Below are 22,901 nucleotides of genomic sequence, written 5' to 3'. Positions count from 1 at the left end.
CCGCTCATCGCCCTGACACGGGCAACACGCCGTTGCTCGCTTCGAGACGCGCGTCTTGGGATGGATGCAGGCAAGGCCTGCGAGGACCGCTGTATGGCTGGTAGGAGTTGTCAGCGGCGCGATACGACTGATAGCGGGCGCACGATGCTATGCGCAGATCGGCCGTCGCGTAGCCCACAAACCGCCGATTGATTTGCGCCGTCCGGCTCTCGTTCGTCGGATGGCCGGCCGCGTAGGGCGACCGGCACGCTCGCATTTGCCCGCCATACGCACGGTACGCGTTGGTTTCTGGGTCATAGGACTTGTAGCGGCTCGAGCACCAATCGAGGTGGGCGGTCGAGAGGCCGGCACGAGAGGACGCCCATTTTGGAGCGGTGGTTGCCATACGCCGCGACGTTAGCTTTACTGAAACCGCGTTCGTAACGTAGCTGGAATAGACGGGCGGCAAACGCTCGTAGTTCTGCTGGCTCCGATCGATCCGCACCGGCGTTGCGGTCCAAAGGTCTGGAGCTGAAGCCGCCTTGAGCAGAGGACGTTCGGTGGGCTCCGCCAGCACGAGTGAGGCCACCGATGCAGCCGCGGCGCTGGCGCAAACCGACAACGCGATGCCAAATGCCAGCGATCCTATCGCTTTCATGGTCTTGCCCCCTCCGTCCGCCACTGGGAATGCTTGTTGGTATCGGCGCAAAATCGGAAAACGATTGAATTTCCAACGAAAATGCCTTGCCGCGACGACCGTGGTCGCCGACAGCTAAATGCCGTGGCCGATTTTTTGTTCCCGCTTCCGTCGTTCGTCGGATGAAATTCAGACCAAGGGCGCAGCTTGACCAGAATGGGGCTGATCGAGCGCTTTGAAATCCCGAAAAGCGCGGACTTGGCGATGCGGCCTTGTCGACCGACTGCGCGCAGTCGGCGATCCACCAGTGAAATGCAAGGACGCCTGGCGCGCCAGGTCTGCTTTTATTGGCGGATCAAGCTTTCGACCCGCCAATAAATTTTATTGGCGGATCAAGCTTTCGACCCGCCGCGCCAGCACATCAGCGGTGAAGGGTTTCGTGACCACTTCCATACCATGGTCGAGGTGCCCGTGGTTGAGCACTGCGTTCTCCGCGTACCCTGTGACGAAGAGCACGTTAAGACCGGGACGCTGGACGCGCACCGCATCGGCAAGCTGCCGTCCGTTCATGCCATTCGGCAGCCCGACGTCGGTAACCAGAAGATCGATGGTGGGGCGTGCGTCCAGTATCTTAAGGGCAGAAGGACCGTCGCTCGCCTCCAGCACCTCGTAGCCCAGCTCTTCGAGGATTTCGACCGCGACCATCCTGACCAGAGGCTCGTCGTCCACGACCAGGATGGTGTGCACGCCGGACGCCGCAGGCGCAGGCCCCGCTTCGACTGGCATGTCGGGGCTATGGTCTTCGGCCGCGTGGCGGGGCAAATAGATGCAGATCATCGTGCCCTTGCCCACCTCGGAATAGATGCGCACGGCACCACCGGACTGGCCGGCAAATCCGTAGACCATGGAAAGGCCGAGCCCCGTACCCTGGCCGATCGGCTTCGTCGTGAAGAACGGATCAAAGGCGCGGGCGACCACATCGGGCGACATTCCGGTTCCGGTGTCGCTGACGCACAAGGAAACATATTGCCCCGGCAGCAATCCCCGTTCTGCCGCTGCGCGTTCGTCGAGCCATCGGTTACCCGTCTCGATCGTCAAGCGCCCACCATCCGGCATCGCGTCGCGGGCATTGATGCAAAGATTGAGCAGAGCGTTCTCGAGCTGGCCGACATCGACGAAGGCCGTCCACAGTCCTCCGGCCCCGACCGTTTCGACCGCCACCCCAGGGCCGACGCTGCGACTGATCAAGTCCTGCATGCCCGCAACGATGCGATTGATGTCCGACGGCTTGGGATCGAGCGTCTGCCTGCGGGAAAAAGCAAGGAGGCGCTGGGTTAGGCCGGCGGCCCGTTTCACCGCTCCTTGTGCGCCCGTCATGTAACGATCGATTTCACTCACGCGGCCCTGGGCCAGCCGCGTTTTCATCAGGTCGAGGCTGCCGCTGATACCGGCGAGGATGTTGTTGAAGTCGTGCGCCAGCCCACCGGTCAGTTGTCCGACGGCCTCCATCTTTTGCGCCTGGCGCAGGGCGTCTTCAGCCTGAACCAGTGCCGCGGTGCGTTCCTCTACCCGTTGTTCCAGCGTCTCGTTGAGGGTGCGCAGGGCCGCAAGGGCATCGTCACGTTCGGCCTCGACGGCGCGCCGTTCCTCGATATCGATAAGGACGCCGGGAAATTTGAGCGCAACACCGTCGCTGCTGCATTCTACGCGACCGTTCGCCTCGAGCCAGCGATATGACCCGTCCTCGCGGCGGGTCCGGTATTGTTGGGCATAGGCTCCGCCTTTTGCCAGGGCGTTTTTGACGGAGGCGGTGACCCGTTCCTGGTCGTCCGGGTGAACGGCGCCGACGATATCGGCAAGGCTGAGACCCGAACGCCCCTGCCCCGGATCGAACCCAAATGCAGCCGCGAATGCTTCGTCGACGGTGAAGCGGTCGGAAGGCACGTCCCAGAGCCACGTGCCGATGATCGCCCCTGCCGCCATCGCCATCTGCACGCGCTGGACGTTGTCGCGCGCGTAGCTTTCGCTCTCGCGCAACGCCGCTTCGGCTTTCTTTCTTTGCGTCACGTCGCGAAACAGCACCGCAACCTGACGCAGGCCTTCCGGCTCAATGCGCGTGGCGGAAACCTCGATGTGCCTGGCGACCGACTGGAACTCCTGCTCGAAGCGCACCGGTTTGCCAGTGCGCAACACGCTGCCGTAGATATCCAGCCAGACATCGGCGTTATCGGGCTCGATTTCGCGAAGCCGCTTGCCGATGATGTTCGAGATGCCTGTGTGTCGCCCATAGCCGGAATTGGCTTCGAGGTGCACGTAATCGCTGAGCGGGCCATGTGGTCCGTCGATGAAGCCGATAATACAGAATCCGTCGTCAATTGCCTCGAACAGCGCACGGTAGCGTGCCTCGCGCGCATCATCGCCGGCGTCAGCCTTCTTCTCGCTGACACCTTCCTGCAGCAAGGCCCTCAACCCCAGGATCTCTTCTTCGAGTTGCTCGCGAGACAACGATTGGATGTCGGACATCGATTTAGTCTTTCCTTCCCTCGCTCGCGTCACTGCGCTTTGCGCGCATCCCGATGGGTCTCGTCCCACAGCAGTGAAAGTGCTCCGACCATGGCACTTCGACTGTATGGCTTGCGCACGATCGACACGCCAACGAGTTCAGGCGGCAGATCCGCACCCTCACCATAGCCCGTCGCAAACACGAATGGGATGCCCCTGCGCATGAGCTCGGCGGCGATCCCGAACGAATTGGTCTGACCGAGATTGATATCGAGGATCGCCAGCTCCGGAGCAGCTCTTTCGATATGTGCCATGCCCTGCTGGACAGAGCTCGCGGTCGAGACCTCCGAGAACCCTTCGTCCGACAACATTGCCTCGAGATCAAGCGCGATGAGCATCTGATCTTCGACGATCATGATCCTGGGGTTTGCACGGACAAGGCCGCTCTGTTCTGGGGCGGCGGTGCCGACCATGTATGTTGCCATTGTCGGATCTGACCCGGTGAGTTTGACGTGTGGGGACGGGATGCTGAACTCTGCCTCAAGCCCTGATGGTTCGAAGCGGACGGAGCTGCGTCCATGAAGATCGTAGGGAACGCTGCGCTCGATGAGCGCGCTGCCGAAGCCCCTGCGCGACGGGAGAGTGACGAGAGGACCGTTTCGCTCGCGCCAGGAGACGTCGCAATCCTGGCCGGTCATCGTCCAGCGCACCTCCACTTCGCCAGCCGTCACCGAAAGCGCGCCGTATTTGGCGGCATTGGTCGCCAACTCGTGAAACACCAGCGCCATTACCGAAAAGGCACGGCTGTCGAGCCAGACGGCAGGACCTTCGAGCGTGATTGTCGACAGCTTTGTCCGGTAAGGCTGAAGCTCTGCCTCAAGCAGGTCAGCGAGTATGCCGCCACCATCGCCGCGCACCACCTGGTCATGCGCGACGGCGAGCGCCTCGATGCGACCTTGCAGGGTCGAGACATACTCTTCGAGCGAATTCTTGTGCTGCTGCGGGCTCGTCACCAGCGACTTGATGACAGCGAGGATGTTCTTGACGCGATGGCTCAGCTCCTGGTTCAGCATCCGCTGCCGAACCTCGGACTTGCGCCGCTCACCCGCCATCAGCTCGTTGTGCCGCAGCACCACCTCGACAATTGCGACCCGGACGATCTCGGCGATTTCGCGTTCGGCCTCCGACCATGGCTGCGCCTGCGCCTTGACCGTTTCCTTCCAGATCGCAAAGCTCTTGCGCGGCGTGAGGCGGTCGCCGAGAGGACCTGCCTCATAGGTTTTTTCAGGGTTTCCAGCCCAGTTGAGGGTCTGGACTAACTCCTTGCGAAAGAACAGCAGGCAATCCGAGCCGGTCTGCGAAAGGGGAATGGCCAGAACGCCTGAAAGCCGCTCGCTGTAGGCCGAAGCCTCCGGGAATCTCTGAGACAGGGCGTGCGTCGCCCAGACGCGGCCTTCGCTGACGGTGCGGATGAAGTCCAGAAGGGCGGCTCTTTCTTCGTCCGGCGGAGCGGTGCCGATCCCCGCCCATTTGCCGTCGACCATGACGCCGATACCGTCGTTTGCCAGCAACTGCGAGAATTCACGCAGACTCTGGCGCAGCAGTTCCCCGACATCCTCGTGATGGGACGACAGAATGAGAAAGCGGTCGAGCGCTTGGCGTGTGCCGGCGACGGCCGCCACCCGACGCCGTTCCTTCAGAGATTTCAGGTGCAGCGAGAAAAATTCGCCGAACACTTCGAGAGCGACGCGCTGGGCCATCGGCAGTGCGCGCGGCGAATAGTGATGGCAGGCGATCAACCCCCAGAGCTGGCCGTCCAGAACAACCGAAATCGACATCGACGCAGCGACGCCCATGTTGCGCAAGTATTCGCAATGGATGGGCGAGACGCTGCGAAGATGCGCGAAACTGAGGTCCAACGGCTCGCCCGATCCGTCCAGGACCGGCTCGACGGGGACGCGGGCGCCGCTTGCGTCTGAGATGACGCGAATGGTGTTCTTCAGATAGAGCGCACGCGCCTGCTGCGGGATGTCGCTTGCTGGAAAATACTGGCCGAGAAAACTTTCAAGGTCGGCCCGTTTCGCCTCGCTGACCACCTTGCCGGATCCGTCCTGCTCGAAGCGGTAGATCATCACGCGGTCATAGCCAATCGTACCGGCAACGATCCGGCAAGCGCGCTGCACAAGACGGTCAACGTCGGTAAGGTCCTTGATGCGGCCGATCATCTCGCGCGCAATATGCAAGGGTTGACCGATAGACGGGGCCGGCTCGAATTCGATGATGACGGCCGACTTGTGCAGATGGACGGCAATGTCGAACACGCGGTCGCCAAAAGCGACGTCGAGCATGAGGGCCGGGCGTGAAGCCGCCCCCGCGGCCGCAAGCGCATTGCGCAGATCATGCAACAGTTTCGGACCGAGCACGTCGGCAAGCTGGCGCCCGAGCAGATCGTCGTCCCAGGCGAGCATTTCGGCAGCGTTGGCCGACATCCGCTCAATCCTCGTGAAACCGATGTCGCAGGCCACAAGACAGCCGTGCGGCTGGATGCTGCCGGGAATATGAATGGGCTCCCTGTCGCAAGTCTCAAGGTTTACGGGTTCAGCTGGCGGCAAGGGACGTACTTTCAAAGCAACTAAGGGCGAGCGCGAACACGGCATTTGCCGCGACCACGGACCGCCCGACATCATAATTAGGTGTTCCCTCGAGGAGGGAAAGGAACGATGGCCACCGGGTCGTGTCACTTGCCATCGAAACAAGGTGCCTCGCACCAAAGGTTTCATCGAGCCCAAGCTTCAACGCCCTTTGACGCAACACCCGCGCGCCGAGAGACGACCCTTCCACCACATAGAGAGCACCGAGCAGTGCGCTTGGATCGGAAAGATCGAAATCAGGCTCCGCATGGCGGACCGGCGGCACGCCGAGATCGCGCGCATCCTGAGCGAGCAACTCTGCAACCGCGGACGGCTGCCAATTCCAGCCTTCAGGCCAGGAGACGTTCTGCAGAGCTTCGTCCATTGTCACACGAAACGGCAAAACGTGCGCCACGTAGCGACGATAATCCTCAAGGGTGCTAAGCGTGCCGACCGCAGCATCTACCCGCTGATGCGCTTCCCGCGTCCTGCTCCTCAATTCAACGCGTTCATTGCCGCGCATGCACCCTCCGCCCAATCATAAGATACTGCCTGTTTCGCAGCACGTGCGAAAAACCGAAAATCGCATCAGGAACTAGGGCATCACCATGACTGCGACAAGGGAATTGCCTTCAATTTTCGAGGGATAGCTGCAAGGGGCGAGACTCTGGAACGTCAAAGCTAGACGGCTTTCAAGGGGCAGTCACACGCGAACGCCGGGCTCTTCGACCCGTGACGCCTCGGGCTGCGACGCAGATATTGGACTGGTATTGACCTGGTGGGTGTCCCCCGGTGCCAGGACCTCATTTTTTGGCGACTTGAAATTCGTCATAAACCGGAGTGTCGCGAACGTGACGATCGAAAGCACGATGGCGGTATCGTAGGACCCAAGCCCGACAGCAACGCCGATTGCGCCGGTTGCCCAAATGCTCGCAGCCGTGGCGGTCCCGCGAGTGCCGAGTTTCCCAACGAGGATCGCCCCGCCTCCGATGAAACCGACACCGTTAATCAGGCCTTCCACCACGCGGGCCGTGGCCTCCGCATTGCCGAGTGTGATCGTTTCTGCTGACTGGATAAAACCGCATGAGGCGATGGCGACCAGCGGGAAGGTGCGAAGGCCAGCGCTCCGCTCGTTTTGTTCACGATCCCAACCGATCGGTAGCGCGAGGACGTAAGCCACCATCAAGGCAATGAGATGCGGAAGGATGTCCAGTTCCACGCCCATCGATATCAGCCAGTCGTTCACTCGCGCCTCCTTGAACGATGTAAGTGCCCGGCTAGATATGAGCGCAGATGAAAATGGCCAGCCCAAAAGTCGAAATAGTGTCTTCTCGACCGGCCGATGGTCCGACGCTTCACACGCACCTCAAGCATCAGGCACGACAAGAGAGGTCGGCGTCCTTGCCATTTACGCGGCAGTCGGAACGCGCTCCTGCAGCGGTTCCGGCTTGATCTCGATTTCGTACGATCCGGCTGGTCGAGCCCTGCCCCGTCCGACAAGAGCCAGTTCCGCCGCCTTCAGCCATTTGCCATTACCCCCACCCGCTGTTGGTTTTACGATCGTCGGATCGTCAGTTTTTTGGCAATCCTTCGGGTCTCAGGTACTTTCGTAGCGCTGCAATGCGAAAGATCGCATTAGCGGCTCCATAGCCGCGATAGCCGCGCCTTTCGACGATCTCGAAGAAAAACCCTTCACCAAAGGTCGGGCTGTAGAGCTGGAAGTACTCGCCGTCCTCGTCACGGTCATAGAGGATGTTTTCGGACTTCAGCCTCTCAATGAGTTGAACGTCGAGACCGAAACGCGCTTCGACGTCATCGTAGTAATTTGGCGAAATCGGTAGCGCCTTGAACCCATTGGCGCGCAAGGCCTTCGCGGTCGAAAAAATGTCGTCGGTGGCAAAGGCCAGATGCTGGACGCCGGAACCGAAGGTTTCGGCGATGAACCGGCCGGCCAGCGTGTTGCGGTTTTCCGCGCCATTCAGTGTCAGACGCAACGTTCCAGCGTCATTTTCCACGGCCTGGCTGCGAACGATGCCTGCCGGATCGACGATGTCGATCATCGGCGTCTTATGAGCATCGAGTAGCGATGTGTAGAAGAGCAGCCAGGTCAGCATTTCCTCATGTTTGACGGTCTGAGCGATGTGATCGACGGAGCGTAGTCCGGCAGCGACGACCGGGCCGCCGTCTCGCACTGGCTCGAACTCGATCTCCCAGATCTTGGAGAGCTCGGATTTGTCGTCCAGGAAATAGACGAGCCCTCCGCCCACGCCGTGGATCGCCGGAACCACGAGCTCGCCTGGGCCAACCGGCTGCTCGAACGGTTCTGCTCCAAGCACCCGCGCCCTTTCTACCGTGGCCGCAGCATCGTCCACCATGAGGCCGAAGGCATAGGCGGACGTGCCGTGGACAAGATAGGAAGCGCTGGCAAAGCCTTCGCGCTCGGTGTTGACCACCAAATTGATGGCGCCCTGGCGATAAACCACCACCTGTTTCGTCCGATGCTGTGCTGTTTTCGCGAAGCCGATTGAAACGAGCAACGCTTCGAGTTCGCCTGCCTCCTCTGCCGAGGCACTGAACTCCACGAACGCTACGTCTCTCACGTCTACGCGAGGAGGCATTGTGGGGACCGGCAAACGAGTATCCGGCTCGGCGCGCTTGACCTGATCCCCGAGATAGATCAGCGAACGATATCCGTCGACAGCGATCGCACTGGGGTTGCCGCCACGAAATTGGTCGTTGAAGATTTCGAGCGACAAGTAGCCGTCATAGCCGGTCGCCGCCACTGCGCGGGTAAAGTCGGTGACCGGCAAGTCGCCCTCGCCCGGCATGTTGCGGAAATGCCTGCTCCAATACAGCAGATCCATGTCGATCAGTGGGGCATCGGCCAACTGGACGATGAAGATCTTCTCCTTTGGGATCGAGCGGATCGAGTTGATCTCGATCTTGCGCGACAGCGTATGAAAGCTGTCGAGGATCAACCCGATACTCGGGTGATCGGCGCGCCGGACGATCTCCCAGGCGTCGCGATGATCGCTGATATGGCGCCCCCAGGCGAGCGCCTCGTAACCCACGCGCAGGCCCCGTTTTGCGGCCCTTTCACCGAGTTCGCTAAAGTCCGCTGCTGCCCTGTCAATGCCACCAACGGCGGCAGGCGAGACATTGGAACAGACAAGGGCGAGGTCGGTGCCAAGCTCCTCCATCAAGTCGAACTTGCGCTCGGCACGGTCGAACGTTCGGGCTCTTAACGGCTCCGGCATGCCCTCAAAATCCCGGAACGGCTGGAACAGACTGATCTCCAAGCCGAAATCTCGCACCATGCGGCCGACCTGACGCGGGCTCTCATCAAAGGCTAGGAAATCGTTCTCGAAGATTTCCACACCGGCAAAGCCCGCCTTGGCGATCGCACGCAGCTTGTCCTTGAGGTCGCCGCTGAGCGAAACCGTTGCTATCGAGGTCTTCATCACTCGCTCCTCGCTGAATTCTTCGGGTTCAGCCGGTCAGTGCCTTGAAATGGGCAAGCATCCGCATTGCGTCGGGCTCAAGACCTGTAAACAGGCGAAATGCGCCAACTGCCTGGAATACCGCCATTCCTCCACCGTCGAGCGTGCGGCATCCGCGTCGCCTTGCTTCTGAAAGCAGCGACGTCTCGAGCGGGAAATAGACGATCTCGGCGACCCAGTGGCGCGAATCGAGAAGCTCGACGTCAAGCGGCACTCCGGGATAGTTGGCCATGCCGGTCGGCGTGGCGTGGATCAACCCGGATGCCGATCGCATGGCAACAGAAAGGTCCGTGCCGGCGGTAACATCCGCGTCTGGAAACAGGGCGGTCAGCATCGCGGCCAGCAATCGCGCCCGTTCCGGCTCGCGATCGAAAACGATGAGACGCTTTAGACCGAACGAAAGCGCGGCATAGGCTGTTGCGACGCCCGCACCGCCTGCTCCCAGCTGCACGGCCGTAGACAGGTCTGCATCGGGCAAACCTCGCCTGAAGCCTTCGGCAAAGCCCCACCAATCGGTGTTGTGGCCATATCTTCGCCCCCCCTTGAGCACGACCGTGTTGACGGCACCGAGCCGCTGGGCGTCCGGCGACAGTTCATCGAGATGGGCAATGACCGCCTGCTTGCACGGATGTGTGATATTGAGACCGGAAAACCCCTGCGTCTCAGCGTCGGCGAGCAGCCGCTGCAGATCATTTTCCGTCGCGCCGATCTCGAAAAGATCGATCAGCTCGTAGGCATAGCGGAGCCCCTGAGCTGCACCTTCAGCCACGTGCATGGCAGGCGTCAACGAGGCCTGGATGCCAGCACCGATCAGGCCCGCCTTCAAGGGTCTTACAAGCGTTTCGGACATTGTTTGTGTTTCCATCTTCCGAGCCCGTTGCAAAGGGGAACCAGCCTTCGGCCCGCCGCGGCGTCGCGGGCGGGCCGAAGTATTCGCGCGGTTACTGTCCCCGCGCGGCACCTATCTCCTTGAACAGCAACTGCACCGTATCGGCGCCGATCTCGGCGCTAAACTTCTCGATTACCGGCTTGACGGCGTCACGCAGCTTCTGCGTTTCTTCGGGGCTGAATTCGCTGACCTCCATGCCTGTCTTGCGGATTTCCTCAAGGGCTGTGGCATCCGCCTCGCGCGAGACCTTGCGTTGATAATCGCGGGCCTCCGTCGCGGCCGCTTGCAGCACGTCCTTTTCCTCGTCATTCAGCCCATCCCAGAACTTCTTGCTGACGAGCACGATCTGCGGATTGTACTGGTGACGGGTCAGCGTCATGTATTTCTGCACTTCGTAGAATTTGGCATTCAGGATGTTTGCCGCCGGGTTCTCCTGCCCATCGACCGTCCCAGTCTCAAGCGCGGTGTAGAGTTCCGTATAAGGCAGCGGAACAGCGTTGGCGCCGAGCGTGTTGAAGAGCTCGATCGGGATCGGAGACTGGATCGTGCGGATCTTCAGACCCTTGATATCTTCAAGCTTGGTCACTGCATGGCGATTGTTCGTCAGATTGCGGAAGCCGAGCTCCCAGTACCCAAGTCCGACTAGGCCGGTATCGGGCAAGAGCTTGCTGAGGCTTTCCCCGAAGGGGCCATCCATCACCTTGTCCGCCTCTTCGCCACTGTCGAAGAGGAACGGAAGGTCGACGGCACCGAATTGCTTGACGTTGTTGGCAAGAATACCGGCGTTCAACACGGTCATCTCGATAACTCCGCCCTGGAGAGCGGAGACAGTCTGGACGTCACCACCAAGTGTGCCGCCGGGAAACAGCTTCACCTCGATCTTGCCGCCACTCTTTTCATTCACCAGCTCGGCAAACTTCTCCATGCCCGTCACTTGGGGGTGCCCCTTGTTGTTGGCTGACGCGAACTTGATGGTGTGGTCGCGTATCTCTGCAAGCGTTGGCCCTGCTGCAAACAAAACGATCGGCAGGGCGACGCCCAGGGCCATTTTTGTCAATCGGTTCAACAACATCTTATCCTCCCAGATTGGACCGGTAATCCTGCCGGCCTGTTGAAGCGCAATAGAAAGTTGCCGTCAGTGCCCGAACCAGGAGACCGGTACGGTCACCAGTTCGGGGAACAAAACGAGCAGGAAAAGGACGACCAGTTCAGCAATGAGGAAGGGCCACACGCCCTTCATCAGGTCCTCCATCGACAGTTTCGAGACGCCGCAGATAACGTTGAGGACCGTGCCCACTGGCGGGGTGATCAGGCCGATCGAATTGTTGATGATGAACAGCACGCCGAAATAGACCGGGTCGATCCCCGCCTGTTTGATGATCGGCATCAGAACCGGCGTCATGACGAGGATCGTCGGCGTCATGTCCATTGCTGTCCCGACGACAACGATCAGGACCATGATTGCGATGAGCAGAAGGGTCTGATTGTCCATCAGAGGTTCGACCAGTGCGGCAAGCGCACCGGGCACGTCGGCAACCGTAATCAGCCAGGCGGAAACGGCAGCGCAGGCAACCAGGAACATCACGACGGATGTAATTTTCGCGGCCGCTACGAAGACATGGAAGAGCTGGCCCGGCGTGAGCTCGCGGTAGATGACCATCGAAACGAACAGGGCGTAGACCGCCGCAACAACGCCGGCTTCGGTTGGCGTGAAAACGCCAAACTTCAGACCAACGATGATGATCACCGGCAAAAGGAGCGCCCACACACTGTCGAGCAGCGCTCCAAGCCGCATGCGGGCGCTTTGTCTGGGCGGGAGTTCGAACTGCTCCTTGCGCGCGACGATGAGCCAAGTGATGCAAAGGGCCGCGGCGATCATCAAACCCGGGAAAATGCCCGCAAGGAAGAGCTTGGTGATCGAGACGCCGCCAACCACACCGTAGAGGATGAAACCGATTGACGGTGGAATGATAGGCCCGATGATCGATGCAGAGGCAAGCAGCCCCCCGGCGCGCGCCGGATCATGACCGCTCTTCAGCATCATCGGCAGAAGCAGCGCGCCGAGGGCAGCGGCGTCGGCGACAGCTGAACCAGAGAGGCTGGAAAGAATGCAGGCGGCAAAGATCGCCACGAAGCCAAGGCCGCCGCGAATATGACCGACCATCGCCATCGCCAAGGCGACGATGCGGCGGGAAAGCCCGCCGGTGTTCATAACCTCCCCTGCAAGCAGGAAGAAGGGCACGGCCATCAACGGAAAGCTGTCGGCGCCGTTCAAGACGTTTTGGGCGACGATCTGTGCATCGAAGAGCCCGAGAAAGAGCATCAAGGCGACACCGCTGATGATCAACGCAAATGCAATCGGCACGCCGAGCGCCATGGGACCGAGAAGCGCGCCAAGGAAGATGGTGACCGTCATCGGCTCGTCCTCAGTGTTTGACGGGCAGCGGCCCGAGCGTGGCGGTGGGGGGTGAGTCGAGCGCTACTTCGTCTTCGCTGTCGCGAACCAGTTCCGCCGTCGTCACGTCGATGCGTCCGGTCGCGATGGCGAAAGCATCGGCAAGCAGGATGAGGAATGCGGGTACCCCAAAGGCGAGACCGGCCCCGTAGAAGAAGCCCATGGAAAGCCCAGTCGCAGGCGCACTGACATGCAGGTTGATGAGCGTCTGCGTCCAGCTGCCGCTCATCATCAGCCAGGTCACATAGAGCATCATCGCATGACCAAGCAGCACCGCGACCTTTGCGGCGACCGGCGGCAGGCGTTTGATAAGCGTATCAACGCCGAGATGCCCGTGTTCGCGCAAGGCAACCACGGCGCCAAGAAACGTTAGCCAGACGAAGAAGATGCGTGATATTTCCTCAGAGGCCGTGATGCCTTGATTGAACGCATACCGCAAAACGACGTTGCCGAAGACGAGGACGACCATGCCGGCAAGCAGCAAGGCAATCGCCACCTTCAGCGCAAAGAAATAGAAATCGATAATACGGATCATGCGCTCCTCCCAAAGCGGAGTGCCGTCTTGGCGCCCGCGCATCACATTAGCGCCACGGGGCGGCATCAGGCACCGGTGCGAACACATCCTCCTCAAGCGGTCTTCGCCATCACAAAATGTACGAACTAGTACGTATGTCAAGTAGACTCTCTTGAAAGACCCCCGTAACCTCAATATGAATTTCGAGGAGGCGATGTAGAGAGCCTTTGGGCTTGCCCGTTTCGATCTGGCTTCATTGGAAAATTCGGCGCGTGCCGGGGAGTAACGAAAAAAGAATGGCGCGGCGGGTTGAGGCAAGTCGGAAGAACGATCCGGAACGCACCAAGGAAGACATCCTTGTCGTTGCCACCGAGGAGTTCTCGACGCACGGCCTTGCGGGTGGACGCGTTGACGCGATCGCAGAACGGACGCGAACCTCCAAGCGAATGATCTACTACTATTTCGGGGGCAAGGAGGGGCTATACCTCTCCGTGCTCGAGCGAGCCTATCGGAAGATCCGCACGCTCGAGGAGGACCTCAAGCTCGCAAGCCTTGCCCCGGAAGAGGCGTTGCGTACGCTAATATCCAGCACATTCGACCACGATGAGGCCAATCCCGATTTCGTGCGATTGGTCAGCATCGAAAATATCCACCACGCAGCCCATATGCTGCGGTCGGAAGCGATACGCGATCTGAATGTCTCGGTCATCGAAACGATCGCGGGCATTCTGGAACGCGGTACCGCCGAGGGTGCTTTCAAGCGAAAGGCCGACCCGATCGATGTGCATATGCTGATCAGTGCCTTCTGCTTCTTCAGGGTTTCGAACCGATATACATTCGGAACCATCTTTCGCAGGGATCTCTCCGAATCGGCCACTATCGGCCGCCATCGCCGAATGATCGCCGACGCCGTGATCAGCTACCTCCAGACGGAGGAAGGGGCAGAGAACCCCATATCCTAGGGATATAGCGCATGGGATGGGAAGCACTCAGGCAATGGGGAGGAAATGCGAACCGCATCGCACCGCTCACGGGCGGAGTTGCAAACGATGTCTGGAGCGTTCGCATCGACGGGCAGATCGCAGTCGGCCGCCTTGGCTCGAGGCCTGATGCCGATCTCGCATGGGAAGCCAGTCTGCTCCAATACCTTGACCGTGAAGGCATGACTGTTCCCGTGCCGATTCCGACGCCTGATGGGCGCCTGTTCGTGGGTGGCTTGATGGTTATGACATATATGGAAGGCGGGCCCCCACAGACGCCATCTGACTGGCGCCGGGTGGCCGACACGCTGCGCGAGTTGCATCGGTTGACCAAAGACTGGCCGCAACGCCCGGGTTGGAAGTCGTCGAGCGATCTCTTGCATGCTGAGACCGGAACAAGGATCGACCTTACCGCGATGCCACCTGAGGGCGTCGCCCGATGCCGAGCAGCATGGGCGCGGCTCCTTGGGCATCAAACCTGCGCTGTTCATGGCAACCCGGCCAACCCGGGAAACATTCGCATGACGGCCGATCGCGTCGCATTGATCGATTGGGACGAGGCACACGTGGATGGTCCCGACCTTGACCTCGTGCTTCCCAACAACGCTGCGGATCTCGATCACGGCGCTTATGACATTGCCGCGCAAGCGTCCGCCGCATGGGACGCCGCCGTTTGCTGGAATGACGACTACTCGATCAAACGGCTTGCCGAGGTTCGAGCGCTCTAAGCCTTGATGGACAGGGACAACTGCTCGCGCCGTCGACCGGGCAATCTCGATTTTGTGTCCCGTAACGCCTTCGGTCTTGTCTTGCTTCGCTGAAAAGTACGCTTCTGGCGCGAGAAGGTAGATTTTGCCCGCATACGCGATTGCCGCCAGGGTAAGTGCTGTATAAGGTCCTGCGGCAAAATGCAGAACACTCAGTTGACGAGGATGACATGGCAACCGGTACCGTTAAGTTTTTCAACCAGGACAAGGGTTTTGGTTTCATCACGCCCGACAGCGGCGGACCTGACGTCTTCGTCCACGTGTCGGCGCTGGAAGGCGCAACCTCACTGCGCGACGGCCAAAAGGTCAGCTACGAACTCGGCCAGGACCGCAAGACTGGAAAATCGAAGGCTGAAAACGTCAGGTCAGCCTGAACATCGCATCCCACACCGCGGGAATTCGCTTCATTGCATTCCCTCGCCTGCCCGGCCGCGCGAGCGACCGGGCAATCTCGGTGATGTCGCCCCCAAGCCCGATCTTCAGATCGACGCAACGCACGGCTTGAGCTCGCCGCTGCGGTTCGGCACATAAATGTCGACGGCCAAGACATGCAGGCTTCGGCTGTACATTTAGATTTTGCGATGGCTAATCCACCCAGTCGCTTCAGCGGTTTTGTTTGTGCTGATGCGACGAGAGTGGGCGGCGCATGACCTACCGTGGCTCAATGAGCGTGCGGCGCCACAAGTTCCAAACAGCGTCGGCTTGAAACGCTAGCCTTCCCTGCTTCAGATCACTTGCGCTGCGACAGGGTGGTTTGAGTTGTTGCCGCAAGCGAGACGGCTCCACTCGGCGCGCACGGGTTGCGTCCGGCCCGTCCGGTGGCGCGAGCCCTGCTTCGCCTTCCCCGGCCGGGTTTTCTTTTGGACGATTTTGTGGGCGAACCAGCCTGAAACGTCTGCCGTTCCTCTCGCCCAATCAAACGCCATGACCTTAGAAAAGCAAAAGCGCCCGCAGGAGATGCAGGCGCTTGGCAATTCTTCAGTCTATGTGGGTCGCCTTAGCGGGCGAAGGCCGTGCGTGCAACGCGGTCGATGTCGGCGCGTTCGATGCCGAGGTCGCGAAGTTCGCGGTTCGACATGCGGCCCAGTTCGGTGACCGTCTGACGGTACTTGCGCCAGTTGTTGATGGAGCGTGCGATGTTCATTTGATCCCCCTTTCAATGGGCTTTCGAAGCCTGGCTGCCAGTCCGTGGCGCCTCGTTTCGCTTCGATGAACACCTTATAACTCAGGCTTTCCGCAAGTTGCAGCGCTCAAAACTCAGCGCTCCCATGTGAGAAATGCATAGGCGCTCGACGAGCCAACGGCGACGGCCACACACCATCGTGAGCTGGGCGCTACATCTCCGGTGGCAAGGTAAAACTTGGCGCGAACGCGTAAGAGTGACAACCACCGAGCGGATCCGTTTCACTTTGAGGACGGTCGAGCCAATCAAGGCGACCTTTATCGCGGACTGGCGGAAGGCGGCATAGATTTGCAAGCACAAACGCGGCGCCGAGACATCCCTATCCTTTTTGACTGCGGTCGCTACCAACGAAGGGCTATCGAAACCACCCACCATCCGCGCGATGTAGGTCTGATCCTTCGCATACCTTCACCTTCACCTCAGCGGACAGCCTTGCAAAGATGACCCTAAACGAAGCAGATCCTCGCCGAAAATTCGCTGTCCGTTATCCAGACGGACTGACATCAAAAGAAGCAATCACCCTGCTCGAGCAAGCATGCGCCGACGTCGCTCCGAACCTGACACTGAGCGAAATGAGTGACGGAGCCACGGTCGAGGGCGAGCCCTGGCACATCCTGTCGGTCTGCTTGGCTCTGCCGCTGTTCGAGTTGACCGAGATACTCTAGCCCCCTCGCCAGGTTTGCGCCTTCCGCTCCAGCCGGGACAATACCACGGGGAGCGTTTGTCAGTACCGGAACAATACTCCCCACTAGTGCAGTTTGAATCTTCCCCAGTTTGCGCGCTCTGGTCTTTCGGGGCGCGCCCCGGAAGACCGGCGGCGCGTCGTCATCGATACTCTTTCCGATGGTCGGGAGGGGGATTTCGGTGATCAAACTGAGGGAGACGATCATGATCCTGGATTTGCATCGACAAGGTTTGTCGGTGTCGGCGATCGCCAGGCAGACTGGCATCGACCGCAAGACGGTACGCAAATATATCGAGCGCGGTCTGGAGGCTCCGTCCTACGGCCCGCGAAAGCCTCGAGCGGCGGTGATCGACCCGTTCGCCGGCTATCTTCGTGACCGGGTAAAGACTATCCCGGTCTCACGGGCAGTCGACTGTTTCGCGAGATCAAGGAACGCGGCTATGTCGGTGGCTGTACGGCTGGGACGGATTTCCTGCGCGATGTGCGGCTGGCGACGACACAAGGGTTTGAAGTCCGTTTCGAGACCTCGCCCGGCGACCAAGCGCAAGTCGACTTCGCCCGCTTCCATGTCATCTTCACGGATGAACCGACAACGCCGAGGATCGTCTGGCTGTTCTCCATGGTCCTCGGATACAGCCGGCTCATCTGGGCTTGCTTCGTCATGCACCAGAACCTGCCGACCGTCCTTCGATGCCATGCGGCGGCATTCGAGGCGATCGGCGGCGCCCCGCGGGAGATCCTCTACGATCGGATGAAGACGGCTGTCATCGGTGACCTCGCCTTCTTCGGCGCCGATGAATCTGGAAGCGTTGGTACGGAGCATCGCGAGTTCGTCCGTAACCAGTGCGGCAGCTTCCATCGGACCTCGCGTGGATTCCAGCATCAGGTGACCGACAATGGCTTCGGTGACGCGCCTTGGCGGTAGCGAAGCTCCGGCGCGATTGAAATGCCTGCGCTCGGCGCAGCCGGGTGTGTCGCTACGCAGGCTGTCGATTTTTGCGTCGCTCAGCACCTGGTCGCCTCCAGTTCCACGACCGCGTCGATCTCGACGGCTGCCCCAGCGGGAAGCGAACTGCCCCCTCACCTCATCTGCCCGGCCACGCCAGCGACCGGGCGATGTCGATGATGTCGTCCGTGCACTGAGGGACCCTGTCATTGGCCGCTCGGGTGAGGTGAGCACGAGCCCGAGCCTTGTTCTTGTTTCACCCTAGACGGCTCGCTTGGTTCATCCTCCATCCGGGCTAATGGCGGCACGACCAAACGCATGATAGTTTTATATTACTAATTGCGAATATATGGGTGACTGTTTTGGGCGCGACATAATTCGCATTCCTTGCACAGCTGCCGGTGGAAGATACTTCGGGCCGACATTCGTCTCGTCTCCAACATTCGCGGGAAGCCGAGGCAGAACGCAACGGGATCGCTCGGACCGCCGCTCGGCAGGCTTATGGGGGCTGGGCGGGTGCGACCGGCAACTGCGCCGGGTTGACCTCGCATCGAGTACGAGTGGGAGGGGACATGCTGAAAAATATGATGCTGTTGCTGATCTCGCTCACCGTGGCGCTCGGTGTCGGGGAAACAATGCTACGCATGTTTACGCCGTTTCCGATCGGCACACGGACGCACAAGAGCATCGACGAGAAATATGGCTATCGCCTCGATCTGGCACTGGGCGACGTAGACAAGGACGGCTTTCGGGATCCCCCTGGACTAGGCCATGACTTCCAGATTGCGGCGATCGGCGATTCAATGACCTATGGCAACAACGTTGATAGCGCGCATTCCTGGCCGGCGGCTTTTGCGGCAATGACGGGCGAGCGCACGTACAACTTCGGTGTTGGAAGCTACGGTATCTACACTTATCACGCCATCGTGCACGATGCTTTGGCCGCGGGCGCGAAAGGCAACATTGTCGCCGTTTTCCCTGCCAACGACTTCGCGGTCGTCTTTTCCGCCTGTGATATCATGAAGGCTCGTTCCGACTTCTGGCTCTCAGAGCAGAAGCGGCTTCATCTGCAGGCCCTGTTTGGTAACGCGCGAGGCTATTCGATGTGCGGCGAGGAGCAATCCGAGAGCCTCAAGACGAAGCTTGTCGAGAATGTCGCGATCCTGAGTGCCTATCACCATGAGATAGCGGAACGACTGAAGAGTCTTTACGCCAGACTGTTCAAGCCAGGCGATGGGGAAACATCCGAATACTATACATTTCCGGACGGGTGCCCTTCGGTCCTGAAGCGCTATGTCGACGACCACGGCCGGATGGCGGATCTGGCGTCGCCCGAAACCGCAGCAATGTTTGGCGACTTCCAGCGGTTTGCGGCCGATTGGGCACAGCAGCGGCCGGGGCGGGTCGGCATTCTGCTCATTCCGTCAAAAGAGCGCGTGATCTTCGAATGGCTGCGTCGCCATGACCGGCTGGCGTCAGCCGCGCCGGAGTTTGTACTCAGCGTTGAACGCCAAGTTGCCCTTGAGGACAAGATTCGCCAGACCGCAGAGGAGTTCGGTTTGCCGTATCACAGCGCGCTGGCCGCAACCACCGATGCCCTGCAGGAGGCGATCCTTGCCGGGCAGCGCCTTTATCCTGAACGAGACGGCCATCCGTTTGAAGCTGGTTACAGCGCGTTCGCACGGACAGCATCATTACTTTGGGATGAGATGACGGTGAAGGCCGCTCAGGCTGGCGGCTAGTCGCCGATCGGAAGCCCTTTGATAGGGGCAAGTGAGGAATGAACGCTGTGCCGATGCGCGAGATTTCCCCTTCTTGGGCCAGGCAACCCTTTGATCGACGCCGCGCACGAGCTTGGCGTCGTTCAGACTGAATGACGTTGACCATTACGCCCGATGGTCAACGTCACCCCTTGAAACCGCAGAGCGGGCGCGGTCAAAGCACCAGCAAATCTGGACCAACTCGCTTGGCCAATTTGCTAGTCGCCCCTGGCGGTTCAGAATTCCTGCCAATCGCTGCTGACATCGAGTGCTGCGCTCCCGTGGTAAGCTGCCGTCCTACGTGTCGACCGGAGCGGCTGAGTGCTGTCGGTCCTTGTGGGGGTGCGAGCGTTCGCGAAAGACGTCTCCGCTATGCCCTGAAGCTTGAATTGGCTGACAAGCTCCCTGAGGCGCACGGCCTCATTGGCAAGCGTGTTGGATGCCGCATTGGACTGCTCCACCATTGCCGCATTCTGCTGCGTCGTCTGATCCATCGCGTTGACGGCGGTGTTGACTTCGGCAAGCCCGACGGACTGCTCTTTCGCCGACGTGGCGATCGATTCCATATGGACGTTGATTTCGACAATAAAGCCACTGATCGTCTTCAACGCGGAGCCTGCGTCCCGGACGAGCTTCACACCGTTCTCCACCTCTGCGGAGGAGTTGTGAATGAGACCTTTGATTTCCTTGGCTGCCTGCGCCGAACGCTGCGCCAGCTCTCGCACTTCCTGGGCAACAACCGCAAAGCCCTTGCCGGCTTCGCCCGCCCGGGCCGCCTCCACCCCGGCGTTGAGGGCAAGAAGGTTCGTCTGAAACGCAATCTCGTCGATAACGCCGATAATGTTGGAAATCTGTTGCGAACTTTCCTCGATCTTTCGCATGGCCTCTTCGGCGTGGGATACGACTTGGGCGGATTCAGCGGCCGAATGGTTGGCGCGGCTTGCCACCGCCTTGGCCTCCTCGGTTCGTTTGGAGGAATTGGCGACGTTGACGGTAATCTCGTCGAGCGCCGCCGCGGTCTCCTCGAGTGAGGCTGCCTGCTGCTCCGTTCGCTTTGAAAGATCGTCAGTTCCGACGGCGATCTCGCGCGTGCCGGTATCAAGCGTCGAAATCGATCCTGAAATCTGCACAAGGGTCGTGCCAAGTTGGGCGACTGACTGATTGAAATCGTGGCGAAGCGCTTCGAAATCCTGCGCGAAGGCATTGTTGAGCTGGAAGGCCAGGTCGCCGGATGCCAGCCTCTTCAGGCCAGCTGCCAGGCCCGACGTTGCGACGCGCAACCGTTCGGTGGCATCGGCTTCAGCCTTTTCCTGCATGGCAATGCGCTCGAACTCGGCGCGTTTGCGGCTTTCTGTGGCGTCCTGTTCGAGCCGCCGGTTCGTAATCGCGCCCTGGCGGAAGACTTCAAGCGCCTTGCCCATGTCACCGATTTCGTCGGAATTGCGCGCAAGTTCGATCTGCGCGTCCAGCTGCCCCTCGGCAACGAGACCCATGGAAGTCCCAAGCCTGTACATGCCTCCGATAATGCGTTTGAAGGTGACAAATCCCACAATGACAAGCATGAGCGCCAAAGCGGACATGGCGATGGTGATAAGGGTCCAGTAGAACGATGCCGCGACATTGGCTTCGTCGACCGCGGCTTGCGTGCGATGCTCCAATTTCACGTAGAAAGCATCCACCGGCTTCATGATCTCAGCCTTGAACCGGTGGTAGTCCGGCGAGTTGAGCATTTTCGTCGCTTTGCCCTTGGCTTCGGGCCCAAGTGTGGCGGCGTTGTCGACGAGCTCCATCGCCTCGGTTTCAAGCTTGATCAGGGCATCGGAGCGCTTTCCCGCCTCGTCGAGAAGAGCGAATTCCTCCTTGGTGAAACCGGCCTGCTTCATCAGATCCTGCATGGACACAGCCGCCCCGTCAGGACGCGGCTTTGCGTCCCCGCCGGCGACGAAATCCCAATAGATGCGGTGATAGTCTTCAGGCCGAGGCCGCGTTCCATTGCGGATTTCAACGACCGCATTGTATTGGTCCTTGAAGGAAGGGTCCCCGGTCTCCGCGTAGGTACGCACAAGCCGGGTCAGATCATCCGACGATTGCCGGAAGTTGTCAGCCAACATGTAGGAACGATATTTCTGGTCGTATGCACGCGTAACATCGGCTGCGGCACCCGCGTAGCCCCAAAGGCTGGCGACGAGGCCAGCCATGGTCATACCGGTGACCGATGCCAGAACGATGAATTGGCTCTTAATTCTCATGACGACGATTCCTGATGCGGATATCGCTGCTGGCGCGCCGAATTCATTTCTTCGCCAGAGGCCATACCTCACATGAAAGCAGGTAGACCGGGCTGCATTGCCCGAAACAAGTATCCACTAGAATAAATTGGTTATTGAACTGATAATCAATGTTGAGGATACAAAGCATTTTCAAGAAATTCTGAATATTCCCCTTTAGGTTGCAGAATTTTTCATAATAATTTGTGGCTTACCTCGTTCTGGTTGGTCGCGCATATTGCTGCTATAGCGCATGGAATCGAAGATTATACCTTCTAATGGTTGAGATGAGTCGCTACAATTTCTGAGTGAGGAGCTGGAGACTGCGCGGCCTTGCCGCGGAAAACCAAAGCCTCGGCCGTTCAACCAGTTCACGATGCTATTCCAATTAGGATCGCCAACGGTGAAACGACCGGAACCTGGGACGATTGCTGTTCAAGCACTACCTGTGGCGAAGACCAGCAGCATATTGTTGGCAGGCATCTCGATCGTCTCGCGGAGATCTAGTCCAGCGGCCCCAGCCGCTTGCTCAAGCTCAACGATATCACGCACACCCCAGGATGGGTTTCGCTCCCTTAGAGCGGCGTCGAAAGTAGCGTTCGAAGGGGCGTTGTGTGCGCCATCGCGCATATATGGGCCGTAGAGAACAAGAAGCCCACCCGCACGAAGCAAACGGCCAGCCCCTGCAAGCAATCCCAAGCTTGCCGCCCATGGCGCAATATGGATCATATTGATCGACACGATGGCGTCAAAATGCCCCGCTTGCTCGACGCCCCATTGTCCTGAGCACACATCAATATCCAGCGGTGGCAGCACATTCTCCTGCCCTGCGAATTTGATCCAGCTGGACGTGCTCGCGCGTGCGTCGGCATCCGGATCGCTCGGCTGCCAGGTGAGGTTCGGCATTGCTCCCGCAAAACACACGGCGTGCTCGCCGGTCCCGCAACCGATCTCCAGTATGGCCCCATGTGCTGGAAGGACGCGTTTCAGGACCGCGAGGATGGGCGCCGAATTTCGCGCAACGGAAGGCGAGAACATGCGCTTGTCAGCAGTTGCGCTGCGCTTTTCCAACGCAACAGACGAACGATCCTCCTTCTTTGTGGGCATCGGTCTTACATCTCCTTTGGGCACTGTGGTTTTCGGACGGCGCCGGGGCCAGCTCTTCGGCATCCAGATGATTGCTATGGCCGCCCGGCCGCTGCCGCAA

The 22,901-nt window shown here is 59.8% G+C and carries 18 protein-coding genes and 1 pseudogene; 6 read left to right on the top strand and 13 right to left on the bottom strand.

Annotation, left to right across the window (positions count from 1 at the left end):
- Nucleotides 1–4 precede the first annotated feature (4 nt).
- From JVX98_RS28610 to JVX98_RS28565, 10 genes are all read right to left on the bottom strand, one after another.
- The gene (locus tag JVX98_RS28610; protein WP_205239843.1) at nt 5–637 is read right to left on the bottom strand and encodes a BA14K family protein; all 633 of its coding nucleotides are present in this window, start codon (nt 635–637) and stop codon (nt 5–7) included.
- Between the two features lie 360 nt (nt 638–997).
- The gene (locus JVX98_RS28605) at nt 998–3,139 is read right to left on the bottom strand and encodes a response regulator (protein ID WP_205239842.1); all 2,142 of its coding nucleotides are present in this window, start codon (nt 3,137–3,139) and stop codon (nt 998–1,000) included.
- Nucleotides 3,140–3,168: 29 nt separating this feature from the next.
- On the bottom strand, nt 3,169–5,775 hold the full coding sequence (locus tag JVX98_RS28600) for an HWE histidine kinase domain-containing protein (protein ID WP_205239841.1): 2,607 nt from the start codon (nt 5,773–5,775) through the stop codon (nt 3,169–3,171).
- Nucleotides 5,717–6,271, bottom strand: a complete 555-nt coding sequence (locus JVX98_RS28595; protein WP_192448982.1) for a biliverdin-producing heme oxygenase — start codon at nt 6,269–6,271, stop codon at nt 5,717–5,719. Before JVX98_RS28595 ends, JVX98_RS28600 begins: the two co-directional genes overlap by 59 nt.
- A gap of 180 nt (nt 6,272–6,451) precedes the next feature.
- Complete coding sequence (locus JVX98_RS28590) at nt 6,452–6,973, bottom strand: MgtC/SapB family protein (protein ID WP_192449288.1); 522 nt, start codon at nt 6,971–6,973, stop codon at nt 6,452–6,454.
- A gap of 346 nt (nt 6,974–7,319) precedes the next feature.
- Nucleotides 7,320–9,209 (bottom strand): bifunctional sugar phosphate isomerase/epimerase/4-hydroxyphenylpyruvate dioxygenase family protein, encoded by a 1,890-nt coding sequence (locus tag JVX98_RS28585; RefSeq protein ID WP_205239840.1) that lies wholly within the window; start codon nt 9,207–9,209, stop codon nt 7,320–7,322.
- Nucleotides 9,210–9,237: 28 nt separating this feature from the next.
- Nucleotides 9,238–10,098 (bottom strand): shikimate dehydrogenase, encoded by an 861-nt coding sequence (locus tag JVX98_RS28580; RefSeq protein WP_205239839.1) that lies wholly within the window; start codon nt 10,096–10,098, stop codon nt 9,238–9,240.
- A gap of 91 nt (nt 10,099–10,189) precedes the next feature.
- The gene (locus JVX98_RS28575; protein WP_205240061.1) at nt 10,190–11,206 is read right to left on the bottom strand and encodes a TRAP transporter substrate-binding protein; all 1,017 of its coding nucleotides are present in this window, start codon (nt 11,204–11,206) and stop codon (nt 10,190–10,192) included.
- 66 nt (nt 11,207–11,272) lie between these two features.
- Nucleotides 11,273–12,553 (bottom strand): TRAP transporter large permease subunit, encoded by a 1,281-nt coding sequence (locus JVX98_RS28570; protein WP_205239838.1) that lies wholly within the window; start codon nt 12,551–12,553, stop codon nt 11,273–11,275.
- Between the two features lie 10 nt (nt 12,554–12,563).
- Nucleotides 12,564–13,127 (bottom strand): TRAP transporter small permease, encoded by a 564-nt coding sequence (locus JVX98_RS28565; protein WP_205239837.1) that lies wholly within the window; start codon nt 13,125–13,127, stop codon nt 12,564–12,566.
- Nucleotides 13,128–13,402: 275 nt separating this feature from the next.
- Here JVX98_RS28565 and JVX98_RS28560 point away from each other — a divergent pair, with 275 nt between their 5' ends.
- From JVX98_RS28560 to JVX98_RS28550, 3 genes are all read left to right on the top strand, one after another.
- Complete coding sequence (locus JVX98_RS28560; protein ID WP_043621554.1) at nt 13,403–14,068, top strand: TetR/AcrR family transcriptional regulator; 666 nt, start codon at nt 13,403–13,405, stop codon at nt 14,066–14,068.
- Nucleotides 14,069–14,079: 11 nt separating this feature from the next.
- On the top strand, nt 14,080–14,814 hold the full coding sequence (locus tag JVX98_RS28555) for a phosphotransferase enzyme family protein (RefSeq protein ID WP_205239836.1): 735 nt from the start codon (nt 14,080–14,082) through the stop codon (nt 14,812–14,814).
- 209 nt (nt 14,815–15,023) lie between these two features.
- Nucleotides 15,024–15,227 (top strand): cold-shock protein, encoded by a 204-nt coding sequence (locus JVX98_RS28550; protein ID WP_043621551.1) that lies wholly within the window; start codon nt 15,024–15,026, stop codon nt 15,225–15,227.
- 623 nt (nt 15,228–15,850) lie between these two features.
- Here the strand turns inward: JVX98_RS28550 and JVX98_RS28545 are convergent.
- Complete coding sequence (locus JVX98_RS28545; protein ID WP_064817045.1) at nt 15,851–15,997, bottom strand: DUF1127 domain-containing protein; 147 nt, start codon at nt 15,995–15,997, stop codon at nt 15,851–15,853.
- A gap of 479 nt (nt 15,998–16,476) precedes the next feature.
- Between JVX98_RS28545 and JVX98_RS28540 the strand changes: the two genes are divergently transcribed.
- The 3 genes and pseudogenes from JVX98_RS28540 (at nt 16,477) to JVX98_RS28530 (ending at nt 19,409) form a co-directional block, all read left to right on the top strand.
- On the top strand, nt 16,477–16,701 hold the full coding sequence (locus JVX98_RS28540) for a hypothetical protein (RefSeq protein ID WP_205239835.1): 225 nt from the start codon (nt 16,477–16,479) through the stop codon (nt 16,699–16,701).
- Between the two features lie 199 nt (nt 16,702–16,900).
- Nucleotides 16,901–17,496 (top strand): annotated as a pseudogene (gene istA / locus JVX98_RS28535) (IS21 family transposase); the annotation flags it as partial.
- Between the two features lie 743 nt (nt 17,497–18,239).
- On the top strand, nt 18,240–19,409 hold the full coding sequence (locus tag JVX98_RS28530; RefSeq protein WP_246765104.1) for a hypothetical protein: 1,170 nt from the start codon (nt 18,240–18,242) through the stop codon (nt 19,407–19,409).
- Between the two features lie 254 nt (nt 19,410–19,663).
- Here JVX98_RS28530 and JVX98_RS28525 read toward each other — a convergent pair whose 3' ends face one another.
- Both JVX98_RS28525 and JVX98_RS28520 read right to left on the bottom strand, forming a co-directional pair.
- Entirely contained in the window at nt 19,664–21,676 is a 2,013-nt protein-coding gene (locus JVX98_RS28525) for a methyl-accepting chemotaxis protein (RefSeq protein ID WP_246765103.1), read from the bottom strand.
- 453 nt (nt 21,677–22,129) lie between these two features.
- A complete protein-coding gene (locus JVX98_RS28520; RefSeq protein ID WP_205239834.1) occupies nt 22,130–22,801 on the bottom strand; it encodes a DUF938 domain-containing protein in 672 nt (223 codons plus the stop codon).
- Nucleotides 22,802–22,901: the final 100 nt, after the last annotated feature.

The sequence above is a fragment of the Ensifer sp. PDNC004 genome (genome assembly GCF_016919405.1).
Classification (GTDB): domain Bacteria; phylum Pseudomonadota; class Alphaproteobacteria; order Rhizobiales; family Rhizobiaceae; genus Ensifer.
Note: the sequence above shows the minus strand (reverse complement) of the source record. Positions and strands in the feature narration are given on the sequence as shown.